This window comes from Planococcus antarcticus DSM 14505 (assembly GCF_001687565.2).
In the GTDB taxonomy this organism is placed as follows: domain Bacteria; phylum Bacillota; class Bacilli; order Bacillales_A; family Planococcaceae; genus Planococcus; species Planococcus antarcticus.
Map to the genome: position 1 here is coordinate 2741672 of NZ_CP016534.2, position 15717 is coordinate 2757388.

Genomic DNA, 15717 nt, shown 5'->3' on the forward strand with positions numbered 1-15717 from the left:
AGTGTCAAGACACTTGTAAAGGTAGTGTAAACTTATGATTGATATTTGTATCATCGGTGGAGGCGCTGCCGGCTTGATGCTGGCGAATTCTCTTCCTCCTTCCCTTTCGGTCGCTGTCCTCACAAAAGAAGATCCGTTTTCAAGCAATACCGCTCTTGCACAAGGCGGAATTGCCGCCAGTATCGGTCCAGGTGATCATCCCGCATCCCACGCCGCCGATACCTTGTCCGCTGCAGCTAACCATGCAGATGCCGAACGAGTAGAGCTTTTGGTCTGGGAAGGACAAGCCCTCATCGAAGCTATGTTGTCACAAGGGTTACCCTTTGATGCTGATGCCACTGGCCAACCCTCGCTTGGTCAGGAAGCCGCACACGCCACCCGAAGAATTCTTCATGCCGGCGGCGACCAGACTGGCAAAAAACTTTTGCAGCATTTACTAGCTAAGACTGAAAACCGGGTCAAGCGCTTGCCATACAGTTCCGTTTTGGAACTTATAATGCACGATGGCCAATGTACAGGAGTATCTGTGGAAGACGCCTTTGGAAAACGCTCCTTCATTCAAGCACAGCATACCATTTTGGCCACCGGTGGCATCGGCCAGTTATACAGTCAAACCTCCAATTCCATTGCTGCCACTGGGGATGGTTTGTCTCTTGCTTTTCACGCAGGCGCTGTTCTGGAGGATTTGGAATTCGTTCAATTCCACCCCACCGTCTTTACCATCAATGGCAATTCGTGCGGCTTGATTTCCGAGGCAGTTCGGGGAGAAGGCGCTTTACTTATCGATTCGGAAGGAAAGCGCATCATGGCCGATGTCCACCCACTGAGGGAACTGGCTCCGCGGGATATCGTCGCCCGTGCCATCGAATGGCATTGGCAGCAGAAAGGTCCTGTTTTTCTTGATGCACGCCATCTTCAGGATTTCAAAGCAAAATTTCCTTCCATCTATAGGAATTGCCTGCACCACCATATAAATCCTGAAAAGCAGCCTATTCCTGTGCGGCCAGGAGCCCATTTCCATATGGGCGGTGTCCAAACCAATGAATGGGGTGAAACAACCATTCCTCACCTCTATGCAATCGGAGAAATCGCTTCGACCGGTGTTCACGGTGCCAACCGACTTGCCAGCAATTCTTTGCTAGAAAGTCTTGTGTTCGCCAAGCGTCTGGCAGAAAAAATACAAACCTGCGGGTTCAGCCAAAAAGAGTTGTTCTTTCCATTAATAGAGCCGACAAAAGAATTTCTCCTCCCTGCTGATTTGCAAATGCGCATGACTGAGCAAGTAGGTATTTTAAGGGATGGAGTCGAGTTGAAAAAGTTCACTTCCGATTTTCCGTTATTACGATTTGATTTGCAGCACTATTCAGGACAGCAGATCAAGGAAATCCACCGCTATACAGCAAGCAGCCTCATTGCACAAGCCGCACTGTTCCGCACTGAAAGCCGCGGCGCCCATTATCGTATCGATGCACCACCAGTGTCAGAGGATTGGACAGGAAAAACCGTTCAGCTGTCTGTAAATGGCGTGACTATAGGAACAAGGAAATTACAGCATAAGGAGACGGTTTCATGAATCGCTTAAAAGCGGAAGAGGCTATCAAAAATTTTTTACTAGAGGATATCGGAGACCGTGACGTGTCTTCTGTTTTATTCAACCAAGGAGATCGTGGCGAAGCCGTAATCCGCTTGAAACAGGAAGGCGTCGTTGCAGGACTTGACTGCTTTCAATGGGGCTATCACCTTCTTGATTCGGAAATTACAGTGGAATTTATTAAAAAAGACGGCGATTTTGTGAAAGCAGGTGAAGCAATCGCCCGGATTAAAGGACCAGTAGCAGTTTTATTGGCAGGCGAACGTGTGTTATTGAATCTAGTGCAGCGCATGAGCGCCATTGCGACCTTAACCGCTCAATGTGTTGAAGCTTTAGGTTCTCCCCGTACCCGCATCGTCGACACCCGGAAGACCACGCCCGGATTGAGAATGTTCGAGAAATATGCAGTTCGGACCGGCGGTGGATTCAACCATCGAAATGGCCTGTATGACGCCGTCATGCTGAAGGACAATCATATCGCAGCCGCTGGATCCATCACTCAGGCAGTCCAAAAAGTTCGGTCCTCACTGGGGCATATGACCATGATTGAAGTAGAAGTCGAGAATTTGGCTCAATTGCAGGAAGCAATTGCTGCGCGACCGGACGCCATTATGTTCGACAATCAAACACCTGAAACTATGGCTGCTTGGGTTCAGCTTGTCCCGGAACCGATCCGCACAGAAGCTTCCGGCGGCATCGATCTAAAAAATCTGGCTGCCTACCGTCATACTGGAGTCGATGTGATTTCAATCGGCGCTTTGACTCATAGCGTACACAATCTGGACATTAGCATGAACTTAGCCATTTCACATAAGGAGGCTCTCTATCAATGACTTCATTCTTAAAAGAATTACAGCAGACCGAAGATATGCCGGAATCTTATTTAAAAGCGACGACGGAAGCACTCCATGAACGCGCGCAACGGGCACGTGCCGAACTTGGCGACCGCTTATACATACTCGGTCATCATTACCAGAAAGACGAAGTCATCAAGTACGCCGATGTCACCGGTGACTCGCTTCAATTATCGCAAATTGCCGGACAGCAGACTGCGGATTATATTATCTTCTGTGGCGTTCATTTCATGGCGGAAACGGCGGATATCCTAACAACTCCTGATCAGGCGGTTATTCTTCCAGACATGCGTGCCGGCTGCTCTATGGCAGATATGGCCAATATTGATCAGACTGAACGTGCCTGGACACAGCTGCAAGAATTGTTTGGCGATACCATCGTGCCGCTGACTTACGTTAATTCAACGGCCGCCATCAAAGCTTTTGTCGGGCGCAATGGCGGTGCCACCGTGACTTCTTCGAATGCCGAGCCGATGGTGCGCTGGGCATTAACACAAAAGCAGCGCATGCTGTTTTTACCGGATCAGCATCTCGGCCGCAACACGGCGGTCAAGCTTGGTATTCCGCTCGAGCACATGGCCATATGGGATCCGATCAAGCAACAGCTTGAAGCGCAATGCCCGGTCGAGGATGTCCAAGTGATCTTGTGGAAAGGCCATTGTTCCGTCCATATGAACTTTTTGCCGAAGCACATCAACAACCTGCGGACCAATGAACCCGATCGCAATATCCTAGTGCATCCTGAATGCACCTATGAAGTGGTGAGCCAATCGGATTTTGCCGGTTCGACAAAATACATCATCGATATGGTCAAAGCAGCTGAATCTGGAACTAAATGGGCAATCGGCACTGAGATGAATTTGGTCAATCGCTTGATTGCCGATCATCCTGATCTTGATATCGTGTCACTTAATCCATACATGTGTCCGTGCTTGACGATGAACCGCATCGATTTGCCGCATTTGACCTGGGCACTCGAAGAATTGATAGAAGGACGCATCATCAACCGCATCCAAGTTGACACGCAAACTTCCTCGGAAGCAAAAATGGCATTGGAAAAGATGATGTGACTGAAGGAAGGCTTCACGCCTTCCTTTTTTTATTTGATGAGGTGCGGTTTTGGTGTGTTGAGGTGCGGTCTTGGCCGGGCGAGGTGCGGTTTTGGTGTGTTGAGGTGCGGTCTTGGCCGGGCGAGGTGCGGTCTTCCAATTTGGACGGAAAAATACAGCCATCCCCGAAGAAATGGCTGTATTTTTTAATGGGATCGTGTCAATCTGCGGCTACGTCCGTCATATGACAATTGAGCTTTTGAGCGGCCTTTTTTTTCTTCCGTTTCACGGACGCGGTTCTCGATTGCTGCTGTAGCCAATCCAAGGACTGTCCCGAAAGCTGCACCGGCAACCACTTCAATCGGTTGATGACCAAGCAGCTCTTTTAATTCCTTTTCGCGTTGAACAAATTCGAAGCTTGGGAATTCTCCTGAAAATTTCACGAAGCTGTCTTCTAGCTCATTGACCAGCCGCGCAATCTCACCAGTATGGCGTCGTATACCCTGTGCATCGTACATGACGATGACACCGAATACGATGGCCAAAGCTGTTTCCGTATGTCGTGCGCCTTTATTGGCAGCTACGTACGAAGCCAGTGCAGAAACTCCTGCTGAGTGGGAGCTCGGCATACCACCTGTCGTAAAGGCCTGTCTCCAATCCCATTGCCCTGTTACTGTTTTATGGGTGACAATTTTTAAAGCCTGCGCCACTCCGATTGCACTTAATGAGGTAATCATTCCCCGGTTCATCTTTCTCATCTGCTCATCCTCCAGTTTCAACTTGGCAACCATCTAGTTCCCGTTCGATATACTTCTTTACCCATTATCGCAGGAGAATATGTAAAGATGCGCTAACTTATTTTCCCTGAAACCAGTTTATTTTAGAATCATCTGTCCGGCTCTTCAATAAATTCCGGCTGGTGCACCATTTCCTGCTGATAAATAATCAGTATTCATGTATATTAATAGCTAATGAAACGAAACATCCAGTTCGCATCAAACGTCTAAACGAGGTGTCGTTTTCACGGCAAAGAAAATCGATTTTCATCTAGTCATACTCTCTGTGCTCGTGTTTCTCATGGGTGTGTTGATTTTCTATAGAATTTCAGTGAAAGACTGCTTTTTTATAGCATTGGCTTTGGATGCTTTTAATCAATACATCCACTTTTCCGATCTGTTTCATGACCTTGTTAGAAGCGGTGAAATGCCGTTTTGGTCAAGGAATCATGATACGGTGAGTACGCGATTGCGCTAAACTATAGACCGGAAGGATTCATGGCTGGGTTATTGATTTCCTTCCTGAGTTGTGTCGGAGCCATTTCACTGTATTTCCGCAACCGCAGATACATCAAATAAAGAAAGATCCCATCTGCTAGAATGAACTTCTACTACCCATTAAACCGTAATCAACTTATTAGAGAAAATGGGGAATTCCATGAAGAACTTGTTAACAAAAGACTGGCGCAGCATACTCATGTACTTGATCATGGGCGGTTGGACCACTGTCGTCAATATCGTTGTCTATTGGGCATGTGAAGAGCTGTTCCATCTGGATTACCGCATTTCGACAACCATTGCCTGGCTGTTCGCCGTCGTCTTCGCTTTTATCGTCAACAAGCGTTATGTCTTTAAAAGTGTCACCAACAATTGGCGCGACCGTTTTGCCGAAATGGGTTCCTTTTTCGGATTCCGAGTGCTGTCCTTTTTCATGGATTTAGGCACCATGATACTGTTGGTGGGATTATTGAGCATCAATGGCACAGTTTCCAAAATTCTAGCTAATGTTATCGTCCTGGTCGCCAATTACGTCTTCAGCAAGAAATTCATCTTTAAAGACCGCACTGTTCCTATAGCGGAAAAAGTTCAATAAGATTTAAGAAATGCCCGACAAGGTATTGCCGTGTCGGGCATTTCAACGTTCTTTAAATACTTCTATCAGACCGCGACGCTTTACATCCATGTCCACAATTTGAGGCAGCCTGTACAGATAAAGTGATAGCACGAAAGTCCACAGTTGCAGGGTGAATATGATGACACGTTCGACAAGTCCTGCGAACGGCATCTCGCGATTAAAGACAATCGGCGTTGCTATCCCAGCCAGGACGATAACGATTGCACAAGCAAGCGTAAAGAGACCGATAGCCCGAAAATCTTTGGTCAACCATAGCCCATAGCCAATTGCAAACATTGCACCGACCGTTGCAATCACCACGGTAGCGGTTATTGCCAAATGCATAAAGTTGCCGAAAGTCAGTACTTCGCCTCCCTGCTCTAAGGGAAACAAGCTATAACCAATCAGCGATGCGATATGCATGATAAGCAGCAGGATAGCTCCAAACTGAGCAATTCTATGAACTTGGTATTTTCGGAATAGCACATAAACAATTATTGAAAAAATGACCGCAAGAATCCCGTAACCAATGGTGAAGACCCTCAACATTTCAGCATCCGGTGCCCCGTTGCCCGTTAGTTCACTGATTGTTTGACGTATATGACTGTAGCCGTTCCATAATATGCCTCCCATAATAACGTGAATCATGTAAACAACAGCACTGATTGCGCCGCTCAATGCTCCTGTTTGCCAATAGCGCTTGTGCCGTAGTTGTTTCATGCTTTCACCTGCCTTTTTTCCGAATATTCTATAATTATAAACTTTTCGGAAAAATTCTTCCACTCTTTGCTTTGTGTATCTTTCTTTTTAAGTCAATCAAAATACTGCCGAAAAAGTCTACGACAGACTTTCTTGACAGCTTCCATTTAGTTCAAACTTTTCATTTTTTCATCCAACCTCTCAAATACACCTGCTACTTTACTTCTAGAAATCAGTTTGTATTGATCTCCTAAACTGACTTCAAATGAACATCCTATTTGTTCAGCCTTTAAATAACCTGTAACTCCTAAATCCATATATTGTTGCGCTTCCGTCAGTATAGGCGCAATCTTCTCAGGCGCCTCCTGGAAATGGACGTGAAACATATTTGAAACTGGAACCTCCGGTATCGTTGACATCCCTTCACATGAATTAAAATATGCTGCAAGCTCAATTGCATGTTGGTAATATTCCTCCATCCGGTCTTTGCGTTGGGCCAAGTACGTTTCCGCGCTGAGAATGTAGGGATATAATGAAATTAAGTCTCCTCCATGGCGTTTTTTCCAAATTTTTGTTTGTGCCATAAACTCTTGGTCACCTGCTAAAATAGCACCTGCAATTCCACCAATTCCTTTGTACATCGACAAGTATACCGAATCGAATAACGAACAAACTTCTGTGATAGATTTTTTGTAATAAGGCAGACATTCCAAAATACGTGCACCATCCAAATGGAGCTTGATGCCGTTTTGGCGGCAATGCGCTGAAATCGCTTGGAGTGTTTCAAAACTCGGCAACTGACCACCGATTTCACGCTGCGGCAATTCCAATAGCAAACAGGCTATTTCTTCATCCATCGACGTGACGTCTTCCAATTCAATGACACGTTCTTTATCAGCTAGTAAAATAGTTTCGATGCCATGCAATTCCTTCAATCCGTCTTCTTCGTGAATTTCCAGATGGCTTAAGGGATGATACGCTACTTTTTTAACGCCATTTTGATCACACCAAACGCGCAAAGCAATTTGTTGAGCCATTGTCCCACTTGGGAAAAAAATCGAAGCTTCCTTTCCTAAAAACTCAGCCATTTGTTGCTGAAAATCTTCGATGACAGCTCCACTTCCGTATTTATCACTTTTGACATCACCGTCAATTGATTCAAAGGCATCTTTTAAAACAGCTACGTTCCTCCATCCATGTCCTGCTAATTGCTGTGAAGATTCTTCATAGGTTTCTAGTAACTCTGATTTGGTCATGACGGCGACTCCTATCTATGTCAGAATAGTTAAACTTTATTGTTTACTATAACACGATTCTGAGCAGTAGAAGGATTTGATCAAGAAGTTGAATTTTTTGTTATTCGCACAAAAAATCCCATCCGCAATCAATTTACTGATTGCGGATGGGATCGGTTTAAATTCAGCTTAAGCTTTGAGAAGATATTTCCACAGGATGAACTGCTTCATACAACAAACTATCCAATTCAGCGCGGTAATCCGCAGCCTGTTCGCCAGTCCATCCGAGGGTGTTGCTCATATAAGCGATGACTGCTTCTTTATGTGCGTGTACCCAGTGGATATCAAAGTACAAAGCACCCGTACGACGAATAAAGAAGTCGATCGGCTTATAGGCGGCTTCATATTCCATGGAATACCGCAGCATTGCGTACACCAGCGGATCAAGTTCAGCATGTGCTGCTTCGTCCAAGCCGGTCGTATAGAAACGCAGAACTTGGTCGACATTCGCTCCGTAGCGGTTGACAAGCATACGCATTGCATCAGGTGTCAGTCCCATTCCACTCGCTTGATAGATACGGTCAGCCATGAAGGTTTCAAAGCCTTGAGAACCACCCACTTCGCCGCCGGAAATCGGTAACCGTTTAGTTGAACTTTTCGGATAGTTGACTCCGTCTTCTTTATGCAATTGCTCTGCTACCAGATTAATGATACTCTCCCCCATTTTACGGTAGCCAGTCAATTTACCACCTGCAATCGAAATCAAGCCAGAATCCGATACGAAAATTTCATCTTTCCGCGAAATTTCGGATGGGTCCTTGCCTTCTTCGTGGATCAATGGACGCAAGCCAGCCCAGCTAGACTCGATATCAGCTTCTGTAATAGCTACTTCTGGGAACATAAAGTCAATCGCCTTTAAGACATAATTGCGATCTTCCAGTGTCATCGTAGGATGGGCGATGTCTTGTTTATAAACCGTGTCTGTCGTTCCCACATAGACTTTGCCTTGACGCGGAATTGCAAACGCCATCCGACCATCCGGCATATCGAAATAGATTGCCTGCTTTAATGGGAAGCGTCGGCCATCAAATACCAAGTGAATGCCTTTTGTCAGCTGCAGGGTCTTGCCGAATTTCGAGTGGTCTTCGTCGCGCAATGTATCGACCCATGGACCAGCGGCATTGACGATTTTTTTTGCAAACAATTCATGAATGGTGCCATCAATCTGGTCTTCCACCCGTATGCCAACTGTTTTGCCATTATCGTAAATGAAGCTTTTCACTTTTGCATAATTCATTGCCAACGCGCCTTTTTCGACGGCTTTCTTCATGACTTCCATTGTCAGGCGCGCATCATCGGTTTTGTATTCCACATAATAGCCGCCGCCTTTAATGTCTTTTTTCTTAAGTAGGGGCTCGCGGCGCAATGTCTCTCCTTTGCTCAACATTTTGCGGCGTTCGCCTTTTTTGACGCCCGCCAAAAAGTCATAGACACGCAGTCCGACATTGGTGCTTAACGGACCAAACGTTCCCCCTTTATAAAACGGCAGGAGCATCCATTCGGGAGTCGTGACATGCGGTCCGTTTTCATAGACGATTTCGCGTTCTTTGCCGACCTCGGCTACCATTTTTATTTCAAATTGCTTCAGGTAACGCAAGCCACCGTGAACCAATTTGGTCGAACGGCTGCTCGTACCCGCTGCGAAATCCTGCATCTCTATAACGGCTATGTCCATGCCGCGTACGGCTGCGTCAAGCGCGATTCCCGCGCCTGTAATTCCGCCCCCAATAACTAGGACGTCCAATTGCGTCTTCTTCATTTGTTCATACCGGTCGTTTCTGTTTAAGCTTGAGAATTTCATAAGTTGATCTGCTCCTTTTCTTCTGTTTGAGTTGGGTGGAATACGTATCTATCAAATGTTTGAAAAATCACTCCAGGCTTACGCTTTCCGCTGTTTCTTTTAAGAGTCACACGGACAGTTGTTTGCGAAATTTCTATTTGCTGATTAACCAGTTGCAAATTGGCTAGAAAACAACTCTATTTGTTAGATGGTTGATTAAATGCGCAAAGCAAACTGCCATGCTCCTGTATACTTTCCTGCGTCTAAGGAATCCACATTTTTGCGTCTCTTTTCTTTGTGTACATAGAAAAACTTGAATTCCACAGGATCAGCAAGTAAATCTTCCTCACTAGAGTATCTGTGGGCTGGTGTGACCCACTCCCGAAGCGGTGTCTAAAACATGTTCTTGTCTACCCTGTATACCCGTTTTTGCATATAAAAAGAGAGATCCAGGCACAGCTACAGAATTTTTTCTGCAAAACTGGCTTGGTCTCTCATAGTCTCCGGCCGTATATCTCTCGTTATTAACTTGTAGGTTATTTCGCTGGTTTAAATGATCGTGTTGCCGCTACTGCGTTTTTCCAGCCTTCGTAAAGCTTTTCGCTTTCTTCAACTGGCATATCACATGTAAAGGTTTTGTCGATCTTCCATTGCTGTGCGATTTCTTCTTTGTCTTTCCAGAATCCAACTGCCAGACCCGCTAAGTAAGCTGCGCCAAGAGCTGTCGTTTCCTGGACGACGGGGCGTTCCACTGGAACATCCAGAATATCGCTTTGGAACTGCATCAGCAAATCATTACCGACCGCTCCTCCATCAACACGCAAAGTCTTTAATTCGATCCCTGCATCTTCTATCATAACATCCACAACGTCTTTTGTCTGATATGCGAGCGCCTCAAGCGTCGCACGAATGAAATGAGCTTTCGATGTGCCGCGTGTCAATCCGAAAACTGCACCTCGTGCATCTGTATCCCAGTAAGGAGTTCCAAGTCCGACAAATGCAGGTACCATATAGACACCATCTGTCGATTCGACTTGCATCGCATAGTTTTCGCTTTCCGGTGCATTTTCAATAATCTTCAGACCATCACGCAACCATTGAATCGCTGAACCTGCTACAAAAATACTACCTTCAAGCGCGTATTCAACTTTCCCGTCAACCCCCCATGCTAACGTCGTCAATAATCCATGATCCGAAACGACACCTTCTTCACCAGTGTTCATCAACATGAAACAGCCTGTGCCGTAGGTGTTCTTCGCCATCCCTTTTTCAAAGCAAGCTTGGCCGAATAAAGCAGCCTGTTGGTCACCGGCCATACCGGCAATCGGTACTTCGTGACCGAAGAAATGATAATCGACCGTATTGGCATAAACTTCAGATGATTGGTGTACTTCTGGCAGCATGCTCTTCGGCACTGTCAAGATGTCCAATAACTCCTGATCCCATTCCAAGTCATGAATATTATACATCAACGTACGGGATGCATTGCTGTAGTCCGTCACGTGAGTTTTACCGCCTGATAGCTTATACACGAGCCACGTATCGATTGTTCCGAACATCAAGTCGCCATTGTTCGCTTTTTCACGTGCGCCTTCCACATGATCAAGAATCCATTTCACTTTTGTTCCTGAGAAGTAAGCATCGATCAAAAGACCGGTTTTCTTGCGGAATAACTCATTCAATCCTTGTTCTTTTAATTCATTGCAAATTCCGTCTGTCTGGCGCGACTGCCAAACGATGGCTTTATAAATCGGCTTACCTGTATGGCGGTCCCACACCACTGTTGTTTCACGTTGGTTCGTAATGCCGATGCCGGCAATTTGGCTGGGGCTGATGTCCGATTTCCGCAACACCTCTGCCATACATGACAACACAGAAGTCCAGATTTCATTGGCATCGTGCTCTACCCAGCCTGGTTTCGGAAAGAATTGCTCGAATTCCTGTTGGCCTGATTCGACGATTTCACCTTTGTGATTAAATAATACCGCACGTGAACTGGTCGTTCCCTGGTCTATAGATAAAATGTAGTCTTTTTTCAAAATGATCTCCCCCTATGGATTATGAAATACTTTCTTCTATTGTATCTGCTGCTGTGTGTTCTTTTCTTAATTCTACACTTGCTGCACCAAATAAAACCAGCAACAAGGCGACACTCATAATCCAAAACGGCAAACTGTATACTCCAGTGAACAGCGCTTTATAAAATAATGCGCCGTAAACACCTCCGAAGATGGGTCCAACGATTGGAACCCAAGCATATGACCAATCTGACTTCCCTTTACCAGGAATCGGCAGCAAAGCATGTGCAATACGGGGGCCAAGGTCACGCGCTGGGTTGATGGCGTATCCGGTCGTGCCGCCAAGTGACATCCCGATCGCTACAATCAACGCACCAACAATCAATGGATTCAAGCCTTCTGTGAATTCGTTAGCGCCAATGAACAGCAAGCCCATGACCAATACGGCAGTTCCGATGATTTCGCTGACCAAATTGGAAAATGGCTGGCGGATTGCAGGAATTGTTGCAAATACACCAAGCTTCGTTTCTGCATCTTTGGTCCGCTTCCAATGCGGCAAATAATTGAAAAAGACGATGGCCGCGCCGATGATAGCACCAAGAATCTGTGCTGTAATATAAACTGGCACTTTAGCCCAAGGAAAATCACCAACAACTGCGAACCCAAGCGTCACTGCTGGATTTATATGCGCTCCTGAAAAATTTCCTACTGCATAAACACCCATGGTAACGGCCAGTCCCCATGCAATGGTAATGACTACCCAGCCACTGTTTTCAGCTTTCGAATCCTTTAAAACCACACCAGCCACAACGCCAGCTCCAAAAATAATCAAAATCATGGTGCCGATTAATTCCGCTAAAAATTCCGTCAATTTCATGCACCCCTTTGCTTTTCGTTTTTGAACCGCTTTTAGAAGAACGCAAAAAGACCCACACTGAACCGAGCCACCTCTCTGCGAGAAGCGCTCATTTCAGTGTGGGTCTCCATTTCTCCAACACAGTTCTTAACTTGTAACTATTAAGTTACCAGCTTATGAAAACGCTGTCAACTTTTTATAATTCCCAAAGTTCAGGCTGTGACGTTGAAATCGCTTTTGCCCCACCGTCGTAAGCTAATTGAATATCTTCTTTTGTGCGGATCAAACCGCCTGCGATCACTGGAATGCCTGTCTTATTGAACACTTCCTTGATGACTGAAGGAATGATTCCTGGCAGGATCTCGATATAGTCTGGTTTGACTTGATTGATTAAATTAATATTATGTTCAAGTGCCTGACTATCGAGCAAAAACAAGCGCTGGATTGTCAGTAAATTATTTTTCTTCGCCAAAGAGATGACGTTGCTGCGTGTTGAAACAATGCCATCCGGTTTGACTTCCCTCACTAAATACTCAAACCCATAAGCATCTGTCTTCAATCCCTGAATCAAATCGACATGCAGAATGACTTTTTTGTTCGCTTTTTTTGCAACTTGTACCAGTTGCTTCAATTGTGCCAATCGGATTTCCAAAAAAATAATGTATTCATGGTCGCTGTTGAGCAAGCGTTCAAATTCTTTCATATTGCGCAAAACTGGCAAAACACCTGTTAACTCATGCACCGATTTTCCTCCTCAATTTGTTCCATGCCTTTTATGTGGCATTCTCCGCCCAAACCGCATCCCATTCAAAGATTTCGTATTTTCTGGCGCCTTCTACAACATATGGATCTGCCTTCACCAATGCTTCGCAGGCTTCGAATGATTCGGCCCGGTAAATAACCAGTCCGCCAGAACCATCTGTAAACTTGCCATTGGCTGTCACTTGTTCGCTATCGCGCTTGTCTTTCAGAAACGCCAAATGCTGCGGCCGAAACTCTCGGCTTTTATCAGCGTCTTTCATTGGTAATAATACCGCAAAATATTTCATGAGTCTGCCCCCTTTCATTTATTATAAGGAGCATGATGGAAAAAATCTGTTATTGCCATAAATTCTTTATGAACTTGAGTTTTTTTGCCATTTTTTTGGATATACATTCCAAACTCCTTAACATACATTCCAAACCGGTGAAATACTTTCCGTAACCACTGAAATACTTTCCATTCTGCTTCATTTACTTTCAAAACAGCTTTTCCCTACATTCCAAACAGGGTAAACTGATACTAACTTACAACATCCTTAAGGAGCTGATTGGCTGTGCAGATGACGAAAAAAGGACCTGTTTATCAATTAACGTTCATGTCTCGATTTTTTCCCATAAACTGTTATGTGATTGATGAAGGAACGGAATTGACTTTGGTCGATGCCGCTTTAGGATTTAATGCTAAACAGATTTTATTGTCGATCAAGGTCTTGAAAAAGCCTTTAACCCAGATTATCATCACCCATGCTCATATCGACCATCTTGGCGCGCTCGATGCCATCAAGCGTGAATGGCCGGATGCCGTTGTCAGCATGTCGTCGCGTGATGCGCGTCTGCTCGCTGGTGATACGAGTCTGTTGCCTGGCGAACCCGACTCACCGGTTAAAGGCGGGGTTCCTAAGAACGTTAAGACGCAGCCGGACCGCTTGCTCGAGGAAGGCGAACAGGTCGGCTCTCTGAAAGTGGTCAATACGCCCGGCCATACGCCGGGCTCCATTTCATTAGTGGATGTGCGCAACCAGTTTCTTATTGCAGGAGATGCTTTTCAGACACGTGGCGGCATCGCCGTCTCCGGGACATTTAAAGCGTTGTTTCCATTTCCCGCATTTGCAACTTGGAACAAGCAGGTAGCGCTCGAAAGTGCACGCAAAATCCGCCAGTTAAATCCACAGCTGCTAGCAGTCGGACACGGTGCAATGATTGAAAAGCCACTGGACGCCATCGATTTAGCCATCGTAGAAAGCGAAAAGAATCTTCAATAGAAAAAAAACAACTATCTCTACTGCATAAAAGAAACCGTTTACCTGGAATAATTCCCAGTAAACGGTTTTCTTATTTCACTTCCTTGCGCCCCAAGCGCATCAACATGACGGGTCTTGGCTCATCGAGCACTTCATCAACCAGCCGAGTCTGTTGGAAGCCAGTTTTTTCATAGGCCCGGATCGCGACTGTGTTCCGAACGTCCGGATCAGTTACACAGAATTGGATTTTTGAGTCCGCAAAGATGATGTCTTTTAGAAATTTTTGAAGTATTTTGGAACCAAGTCCTTTGTTGCGATAGCTCTTAGCCCCAATCAGCACATCCAGTCCAGCGGCTTTTTGCAGCTCTTCGTATTTTTCGCACCCCGGGTAATCGTCCCATTGGTAGGTTTGGATATAACCGATCGGTGTTTCTTCGTAATAAATGATATAGGGTTTTGTCGGATCCTTGCCTTTAATGCTAGCCGTGAACTCTTGTACAAACTGTCCATACGTGGCGCCCTGCATATAACCCCAAAAGCGGGTGGCAGGCGGTTCTTTTGTAATCCATTCATAGAGCTGCGGCAAATGATCTCGCCGCAATCGTCGGAAGCTGACTTTCCCTATATCCAAGCCCATCAAAACACTCCTTTCTTATTTTTTAATGATTCCGTTTGTCAATATAAGCTAGACAAGTCCACTCCATTCAGGTGACTCAAAAATGCCTCCAGGGGTGTACGGTAATCCAGCGACTTCCGCGGGATATTATTCCGCTTGTCAGCCACCGCGGAAATGAACGGTTGATCGACCTGGTTGAAATCCATTTCCTTTGCCAAGCCGTCTTTTCGAAGGAGTCCGTTGGAATTTTCATTCAAGGCGCGCTGGGAAGGCGTTCCGGGATCCGCAAAGTAAATCGAGACGTCGTGTCGGTTGCACAGCGGCTTCCAGTTGGAGAATTCCTTCCCGCAATCAAAGGTGATGGATTTGAACAGATTTCTTGGGATTCCTTGAAACCACTGGTTCAACGCGGTTTCAATATCGCCTGCCTTACGTCCTGTAGGTTTCAAGGCGATGATCACTTTCGTTAGCCTTTCGACCAGCGTGATCACAGCACTTTTGTGGCGGACGCCCACAATGGTATCGCCTTCGATGTGCCCAAACTCTTTTTTGAAAGAAGGATAATCGGATTCCCTTTCGGAAATATGCCGTTTGAACGCCTGCTTTCCGCGGCGTTCCTGGTGACCATTGGGTTTCCGTTTCCCTTTCATCGGCAGTGTGGCTGCATCAAAGATCCGACTTTTGAACATGCGATAGAGGGTGCGTATGGAACAATCAAGAGCCATCTCTGCGCGGCCCACAATGACGTCTGGTGTCCACCCCTTAGCCACCATGTCTTGGATATAGATTTTCTGTTCCTCCGGCAAGACGATTGAAAGTCGACCGCAGCGCTTCTTGTTTTTCTCGTACTGGGTGTAATAGTCGAGGGCTGAGTGGCCCGATTTCAGGAAGTTGATGACATTGTAAATCGGCTGTCTGGAACGATTCAGGCGTTTGGCGATTTGCGCCACAGGTATATTTTGATGGTAATAGGCTTCTATCATCACCAGTTCATCCGTGATAAGATGGGTGTAGGTCATTCGTGATCACTCCTCTGTTTTTCTTTGGTCGGAAAATACATGATGAG

16 protein-coding genes are annotated in these 15717 nt (G+C 45.8%); 5 read left to right on the forward strand and 11 right to left on the reverse strand.

Features of this window, described 5'->3' with window-relative positions:
* Positions 1-34 precede the first annotated feature (34 nt).
* The 3 genes from nadB to nadA are packed head-to-tail and all read left to right on the forward strand — an operon-like array spanning position 35 to position 3515.
* Positions 35-1573: an L-aspartate oxidase gene (nadB, locus tag BBH88_RS13665; protein WP_065536678.1), complete on the forward strand. Its 1539-nt coding sequence runs from the start codon at positions 35-37 to the stop codon at positions 1571-1573.
* Positions 1570-2424, forward strand: coding sequence for a carboxylating nicotinate-nucleotide diphosphorylase (nadC, locus tag BBH88_RS13670; RefSeq protein WP_006831335.1), 855 nt, complete (start codon positions 1570-1572; stop codon positions 2422-2424). Before nadB ends, nadC begins: the two co-directional genes overlap by 4 nt.
* On the forward strand, positions 2421-3515 hold the full coding sequence (gene nadA / locus BBH88_RS13675; RefSeq protein ID WP_006831336.1) for a quinolinate synthase NadA: 1095 nt from the start codon (positions 2421-2423) through the stop codon (positions 3513-3515). The genes nadC and nadA overlap by 4 nt, the downstream gene beginning before the upstream one ends.
* Before the next feature lie 185 nt (positions 3516-3700).
* Here the strand turns inward: nadA and BBH88_RS13680 are convergent, their stop codons facing one another.
* Positions 3701-4252, reverse strand: a complete 552-nt coding sequence (locus BBH88_RS13680) for a divergent PAP2 family protein (RefSeq protein ID WP_006831337.1) — start codon at positions 4250-4252, stop codon at positions 3701-3703.
* A gap of 676 nt (positions 4253-4928) precedes the next feature.
* Here BBH88_RS13680 and BBH88_RS13685 point away from each other — a divergent pair.
* Positions 4929-5363: a GtrA family protein gene (locus BBH88_RS13685; protein ID WP_083387786.1), complete on the forward strand. Its 435-nt coding sequence runs from the start codon at positions 4929-4931 to the stop codon at positions 5361-5363.
* Between the two features lie 42 nt (positions 5364-5405).
* Here the strand turns inward: BBH88_RS13685 and BBH88_RS13690 are convergent, their stop codons facing one another.
* From BBH88_RS13690 to BBH88_RS13725, 8 genes are all read right to left on the reverse strand, one after another.
* Positions 5406-6104 (reverse strand): DUF998 domain-containing protein, encoded by a 699-nt coding sequence (locus BBH88_RS13690; protein ID WP_154669167.1) that lies wholly within the window; start codon positions 6102-6104, stop codon positions 5406-5408.
* A 146-nt stretch (positions 6105-6250) separates the two neighbouring features.
* A complete protein-coding gene (locus tag BBH88_RS13695; protein ID WP_065536675.1) occupies positions 6251-7339 on the reverse strand; it encodes a threonine aldolase family protein in 1089 nt (362 codons plus the stop codon).
* Positions 7340-7502: 163 nt separating this feature from the next.
* On the reverse strand, positions 7503-9179 hold the full coding sequence (locus BBH88_RS13700) for a glycerol-3-phosphate dehydrogenase/oxidase (protein ID WP_065536674.1): 1677 nt from the start codon (positions 9177-9179) through the stop codon (positions 7503-7505).
* Between the two features lie 515 nt (positions 9180-9694).
* Positions 9695-11197, reverse strand: coding sequence for a glycerol kinase GlpK (gene glpK / locus BBH88_RS13705; protein WP_006831341.1), 1503 nt, complete (start codon positions 11195-11197; stop codon positions 9695-9697).
* 19 nt (positions 11198-11216) lie between these two features.
* Positions 11217-12047 (reverse strand): MIP/aquaporin family protein, encoded by an 831-nt coding sequence (locus BBH88_RS13710; protein ID WP_040852950.1) that lies wholly within the window; start codon positions 12045-12047, stop codon positions 11217-11219.
* A 181-nt stretch (positions 12048-12228) separates the two neighbouring features.
* Positions 12229-12774, reverse strand: coding sequence for a glycerol-3-phosphate responsive antiterminator (locus BBH88_RS13715; RefSeq protein WP_006831343.1), 546 nt, complete (start codon positions 12772-12774; stop codon positions 12229-12231).
* A gap of 31 nt (positions 12775-12805) precedes the next feature.
* On the reverse strand, positions 12806-13081 hold the full coding sequence (locus BBH88_RS13720) for a YciI family protein (protein ID WP_006831344.1): 276 nt from the start codon (positions 13079-13081) through the stop codon (positions 12806-12808).
* Positions 13082-13095: 14 nt separating this feature from the next.
* Positions 13096-13275 carry a hypothetical protein gene (locus BBH88_RS13725; RefSeq protein ID WP_040852941.1) on the reverse strand — a complete coding sequence of 60 codons (180 nt, stop codon included), beginning with the start codon at positions 13273-13275 and terminating at the stop codon, positions 13096-13098.
* Between the two features lie 73 nt (positions 13276-13348).
* Between BBH88_RS13725 and BBH88_RS13730 the strand changes: the two genes are divergently transcribed.
* A complete protein-coding gene (locus BBH88_RS13730; protein WP_006831345.1) occupies positions 13349-14056 on the forward strand; it encodes an MBL fold metallo-hydrolase in 708 nt (235 codons plus the stop codon).
* A 70-nt stretch (positions 14057-14126) separates the two neighbouring features.
* Here BBH88_RS13730 and BBH88_RS13735 read toward each other — a convergent pair whose 3' ends face one another.
* Together BBH88_RS13735 and BBH88_RS13740 are read right to left on the reverse strand one after the other, a co-directional pair.
* Complete coding sequence (locus tag BBH88_RS13735; RefSeq protein WP_006831346.1) at positions 14127-14672, reverse strand: GNAT family N-acetyltransferase; 546 nt, start codon at positions 14670-14672, stop codon at positions 14127-14129.
* 38 nt (positions 14673-14710) lie between these two features.
* Positions 14711-15670: an IS30 family transposase gene (locus BBH88_RS13740; RefSeq protein WP_065536673.1), complete on the reverse strand. Its 960-nt coding sequence runs from the start codon at positions 15668-15670 to the stop codon at positions 14711-14713.
* Between the last annotated feature and the right edge of the window lie 47 nt (positions 15671-15717).

Bases quoted from the DNA above. Each gene is read 5' to 3' on its own strand.
- nadB (WP_065536678.1), top strand. From the start codon at position 35: ATGATTGATATTTGTATCATCGGTGGAGGCGCTGCCGGCTTGATGCTG.
- nadC (WP_006831335.1), top strand. From the start codon at position 1,570: ATGAATCGCTTAAAAGCGGAAGAGGCTATCAAAAATTTTTTACTAGAG.
- nadA (WP_006831336.1), top strand. From the start codon at position 2,421: ATGACTTCATTCTTAAAAGAATTACAGCAGACCGAAGATATGCCGGAA.
- BBH88_RS13680 (WP_006831337.1), bottom strand. From the start codon at position 4,252: ATGAGAAAGATGAACCGGGGAATGATTACCTCATTAAGTGCAATCGGA.
- BBH88_RS13685 (WP_083387786.1), top strand. From the start codon at position 4,929: ATGAAGAACTTGTTAACAAAAGACTGGCGCAGCATACTCATGTACTTG.
- BBH88_RS13690 (WP_154669167.1), bottom strand. From the start codon at position 6,104: ATGAAACAACTACGGCACAAGCGCTATTGGCAAACAGGAGCATTGAGC.
- BBH88_RS13695 (WP_065536675.1), bottom strand. From the start codon at position 7,339: ATGACCAAATCAGAGTTACTAGAAACCTATGAAGAATCTTCACAGCAA.
- BBH88_RS13700 (WP_065536674.1), bottom strand. From the start codon at position 9,179: ATGAAATTCTCAAGCTTAAACAGAAACGACCGGTATGAACAAATGAAG.
- BBH88_RS13720 (WP_006831344.1), bottom strand. From the start codon at position 13,081: ATGAAATATTTTGCGGTATTATTACCAATGAAAGACGCTGATAAAAGC.
- BBH88_RS13735 (WP_006831346.1), bottom strand. From the start codon at position 14,672: ATGGGCTTGGATATAGGGAAAGTCAGCTTCCGACGATTGCGGCGAGAT.
- BBH88_RS13740 (WP_065536673.1), bottom strand. From the start codon at position 15,670: ATGACCTACACCCATCTTATCACGGATGAACTGGTGATGATAGAAGCC.